The sequence below is a fragment of the Delftia sp. WSY_7 genome (assembly GCF_043104845.1).
Lineage (GTDB): Bacteria > Pseudomonadota > Gammaproteobacteria > Burkholderiales > Burkholderiaceae_C > Comamonas > Comamonas tsuruhatensis.
The window spans coordinates 1-4670 of sequence record NZ_JBICLB010000052.1 but is presented as its reverse complement, the minus strand read 5'-3'; the positions used below and the strand labels follow the sequence as shown (position 1 = coordinate 4670).

3 protein-coding genes and 3 pseudogenes are annotated in these 4670 nt (G+C 48.3%); all 6 read left to right on the top strand.

Annotated features, from left to right (window positions below):
- A pseudogene (locus tag ACF8ME_RS25840) lies at positions 1–618 on the top strand (hypothetical protein); the annotation flags it as partial.
- Positions 582–1559 (top strand): annotated as a pseudogene (locus ACF8ME_RS25835) (hypothetical protein); the annotation flags it as partial. The pseudogenes ACF8ME_RS25840 and ACF8ME_RS25835, both read left to right, overlap by 37 nt.
- A gap of 167 nt (positions 1560–1726) precedes the next feature.
- Positions 1727–2653, top strand: coding sequence for a DUF6765 family protein (locus ACF8ME_RS25830; protein ID WP_392418822.1), 927 nt, complete (start codon positions 1727–1729; stop codon positions 2651–2653).
- Positions 2638–3681 carry a right-handed parallel beta-helix repeat-containing protein gene (locus ACF8ME_RS25825; protein ID WP_392418820.1) on the top strand — a complete coding sequence of 348 codons (1044 nt, stop codon included), beginning with the start codon at positions 2638–2640 and terminating at the stop codon, positions 3679–3681. Before ACF8ME_RS25830 ends, ACF8ME_RS25825 begins: the two co-directional genes overlap by 16 nt.
- Complete coding sequence (locus ACF8ME_RS25820; protein WP_392418817.1) at positions 3653–4066, top strand: hypothetical protein; 414 nt, start codon at positions 3653–3655, stop codon at positions 4064–4066. Before ACF8ME_RS25825 ends, ACF8ME_RS25820 begins: the two co-directional genes overlap by 29 nt.
- Positions 4051–4670 (top strand): annotated as a pseudogene (locus ACF8ME_RS25815) (hypothetical protein); the annotation flags it as partial. The gene ACF8ME_RS25820 and the pseudogene ACF8ME_RS25815, both read left to right, overlap by 16 nt.

The window sequence follows — 4670 nt, the reverse complement described above, 5'->3', positions numbered from 1 at the left end:
CTGGGCAACCCGGCCCAGCCCTGTGCCGAATACCAGTTCCTGGGCGAATTCCTGCACTCCTACCTGGACACCTTCAGCCACCGGGACAAGGACAACCGGCCGTTCGATGCCATCAGCGCGAAGCTGGGCATAGGGCATGGGTTTGCGGGGTCCGAGCCGGATTACACCTATGACGAGGACATGCCAATACTGGGGAATATGCCTGATCCAGATATGCCTTATTGGGACAAGCGGGAGTATCGATCGCTGCAAGGAGAGAAGGCGGTTTATGAGTTTCTGACGCGGTATGGGAGCAAGCCGTCGGTCAGTTTTAAAGAGATAGAAAAAGTGCTGGAGAGATTCAATGCAATTCGCGAAAGTGGTGGCAACTCACCAGCTAAAATTGGCATGCTTCAAGAGACGATTAATAAATATATCCAAGATGGAAAAATAAAACCTGAAAAAGACAAAAGCGTTTCTACTGATGCCAAGATAAATTTCTCTGAAAAGTACCTAGATCAATATAACGAAGAAACCGCCAAGAAGAACAGGGAGAAATATCTTGGCGGACTCGCTGGTCAAGAGAAAAATTATCCTGGAGTATGTTTGCCAAGAAGTCCTATATGCAAGTCCGTTTAACCATGGTCTCTTTTTTTTTGGTACTGCAACCTCATGCATATGCAGTAGACACTTTGGACACTCACGAATCAGGTAATGGAACGAAAATCCAAAATGCAAAAAATATCAGAGAAACACCCTTGCCTTCAGGCTGCAAAGCAGTGAGATACACAGGTGGATATATATCAATCAAGGAGGCATTTGAAGGCTCGGGTCGCCATTGCGTAGTGCATAATTTTACTCAAAGAAAAGTTAGAGATTTAATAGATTGGAGTATTCGAGGATCTCCCACCGATGAAATTGGCAGAGGAAGTGTTTTAACTTTTTACAAAAACACAAATGCCGACTTGGATTTGCAAGGCCATGAAATTTCAGGAGCACCTTTTGAGAATACTCGTGGAGTTGGTCTCCTTGGGAAAAATCTAGCATTCCTACGTGTGCATCATGGAAAAATAGAAACCCCTGGACCAAGGGGTTTGGGTGTGGATATGGCACCCAATATTTCTGCGTGGAAAAGAATAAAAGAATTGACTGAGGATTTTCCAGTCACGCAAACAACCGACTGGAATATCAAAATCAAGGAGTTCAACGAAATCCCCTGGAACTACACCCCACCCACCTTCTACACCGCAGAAAACCTCCAAATCAAATCCGGCGGCCGCGCCGTCATCATGGCCGGCTCCGACAACGTGGTGCGCAACAACACCATCGAGGTCGATGGCCGCACCGCCGTCTACCTGTACGGCCCGCGCTCGCTGGTGGAGGGCAACACCTTCATCGTGCACATGGACCTGCGCGACAAGGCCCCGTTGCCCGCCATCCTCAAGCTGCGCGATGCCGATGGTTCCATCATCCGCAACAACCGCTTCATCGTGAAGCGCAGCGGGCTGTTCAGGAAGAAGGAAGAGGAACCCCAGGCCGGCATCAACCTGCTGGAGTCCAGGGACGTGGTGATCGAGGGCAATGTGTTCGAGCAGGTCGCATTGCCGGTGCGCAAGGATGCGGCCAGTATCACAACAGAGAGTGGAAACATTTCAAAAGGCAGCCCCTGATGGAATGGAGATATTCGACGGCCATATGCGGCAACCCACTCAACCGGATCGATCCCACCGGGCTGTACCAGGAGGACATGCACTACTACATGGTCTTCTTCCTGGCCCTGGCAGCCGGCCTGGACTACGAACCTGCGCGCATCACGGCGCTGGCTTCGCAGTACGTGGATGACAACCCCATCACCAAGCCGCTGGACGATGCCAACACCCTCACCACGGTGGGCTCGATCTTCAAGAACCACTGGCAACTGCTGTGGTACCACTTCACGCTGTCCGACGACAAGGGCACCACGCTGCCCCAGTACGCCAACGACAACGTCAACAGCGTGGTGGGCAACCTGAGCCCGCAACTGAACAACCTGCTCAACGCCAGCCGCCTGGGCAACCCGGCCCAGCCTTGCGCCGAATACCAGTTCCTGGGCGAATTCCTGCACTCCTACCTGGACACCTTCAGCCACCGGGACAAGGACAACCGGCCGTTCGATGCCATCAGCGCGAAGCTGGGCATAGGGCATGGGTTTGCGGGGTCCGAGCCGGATTACACCTATGACGAGGACATGCCAATACTGGGGAATATGCCTGATCCAGATATGCCTTATTGGGACAAGCGGGAGTATCGATCGCTGCAAGGGGAGAAGGCGGTTTATGAGTTTTTGACGGCGTATGGAACTAGGCCTGCGCTGGGGTTTGAGGAGATCAGGAATGTGCTCGAGAGATTCAATGCAATCAGGGAAGAGGGTGCGGATTTTCCTGGAAAGGCTAGATTTTTGAAAGAGACCATTAATAAACTGATTAAGGATGGAAAACTTAAACTAACCAAAAACACAGAAAATAGCGAAAAAACCAGAATTGTGGAAATAAATATAGAAAAGGGAGGTAGCGATGAATATAAAATAAAAGAGGCAGAGAAAAATAGAGGTAAATACTTAGAAAACCTTGCAGGTCAAGAACATAAATATCCAGGCGTTTGCTTGCCAGGCAGTAAAATATGCAAAGAAGTATAGTTTTTCTCTATTTTTCTGCTTTTGCTTGCATTGTCTTTGCAAGCTGCCAAGCTTTCCCCAAGAAACCACTCACGACGGAAGAATGGGCAGCGCGCCGCCATCCACCTAGCGACAAGGGCCCGCTGCCTGAGGGGTGCAAGCCCGTCAAGTATAGAGGTGGCTACTACCCTATCACGGAAGCTTTTGAAGGTTCTGGCCGTCACTGCGTCATTCATGACTTTGTGCAGCGTAAAGCGCGTGACTGGATCGAAGGGGGAATAGAACGTGGTAACCCACGAGGTGCAATTTTAGATTTCTACCACAGTAATAATGCTGACCTTGATTTGCGAGGACATCTTGTTACAGGAAGACCATTTAATAATAATAGCGGCATTGGAATATTATCTGGTGGAGAGGTAGTTTTCAATCTAAGAGTTCATAATGGAATAATAGAAACTCCAGGTCTATCGGGTATTGGCGTAGAACTTTCTCCTAAATTGGGTGCACGCAATAGAATTGAGAAACTGGAGGAAGACTTTCCTGTAATAGAAAATTCCAGATGGAACATCGAAACCCAAAAATTCAATAAAATCCCTTGGGATTATTTCCCTCCCACCTTCTACACCGCAGAAAACCTCCAAATCAAATCCGGCGGCCGCGCCGTCATCATGGCCGGCTCCGACAACGTGGTGCGCAACAACACCATCGAGGTCGATGGCCGCACCCCCGTCTACCTGTACGGCCCGCGCTCGCTGGTGGAGGGCAACACCTTCATCGTGCACATGGATCTGCGCGATAAGGCGCCGCTGCCCGCCATCCTCAAGCTGCGCGATGCCGATGGTTCCATCATCCGCAACAACCGCTTCATCGTGAAGCGCAGCGGGCTGTTCAGGAAGAAGGAAGAGGAACCCCAGGCCGGCATCAACCTGCTGGAGTCCAAGGACGTAGTGATCGAAGGCAATGTTTTTGAAGAGATCACATTGCTGGTGCGCAAGGATGCGGCCAGTACCACAACAGAGAGTGGAAACATTTCAAAAGGCAGCCCCTGATGGAATGGAGGTATTCGACGGACATATGCGTTATGAGTTTTTGACGCGGTATGGGGCTAAGCCGGCGGTGAGCTTTAAAGAGATAGAGAAAGTGCTGGAGAGATTCAATGCCACACGGGAGAGTGGGAGCAATTCTCCAGATAAATTTGATTTGCTACAAAACCATCTAAATAAATGGATTAATGAGGGAAAATTGAATTTAACGAAAGACAATAAAAGTCAGATCAAAATAACAAAAATAGATTTGAAAGATAAAAATTCAGAGGAATATGACTTTGAGAAAGCAGAAAACAATAGAGAGGTCTTTCTTCGTGGTCTAGTGGGTAGGGAGAAAGAATATCCAGGTGTGTGTTTGCCAAGGAGTTTGTTATGCAAACCCGTATAGTGTGCATTTTAATAATATTTGTGCTGCTAGCTTTTTGGCGGACTGGGCATGCAGAAAAACAGCAATGGGAAAAATGGACCGAGAGCCAACACCCTCCTGTTGACTCAAAACTTCCACCCATATGGTGCAAGGCTGTGAAATATAGAGGTCAGAGAGTTCCAATATCAGAGTCAATCAAAGGTTCTGGTAAGCACTGCGTTGTTCATGATTTCGTTCAGCGAAAATCTCGTGACCTCATATCTGGTAGACAAAGAGGGTCTCCAATAAATGATGCTGGAACCGGAAATATATTAACGTTCTTCGAAAGCAGCAATGTGGACCTGGACTTGCAAAATCATCTCGTATCGGGATCGCCTTTTGAAGATACTCGTGGCATTGGAACTAAGGGGATTGAATTATGCTTTCTAAAGGTTCATAATGGAAAGATTGAAACACCTGGAAGATTGGGAATAAGCATAGAAATGGCTTCTGGAGATTCAAATATTAGGAAAAGAATAGAAATGATGAAGGAAGATATTTCAATAATTATTAAAACAAATTGGAATAGCGAGAACCAGAACTTCAACGAAATCCCCTGGGACTACACCCCACCCACCTTCTACAC

Coding starts and splice junctions, on each gene's coding strand:
- ACF8ME_RS25830 (WP_392418822.1), top strand. CDS start 1,727: ATGCACTACTACATGGTCTTCTTCCTGGCCCTGGCAGCCGGCCTGGAC.
- ACF8ME_RS25825 (WP_392418820.1), top strand. CDS start 2,638: ATGCAAAGAAGTATAGTTTTTCTCTATTTTTCTGCTTTTGCTTGCATT.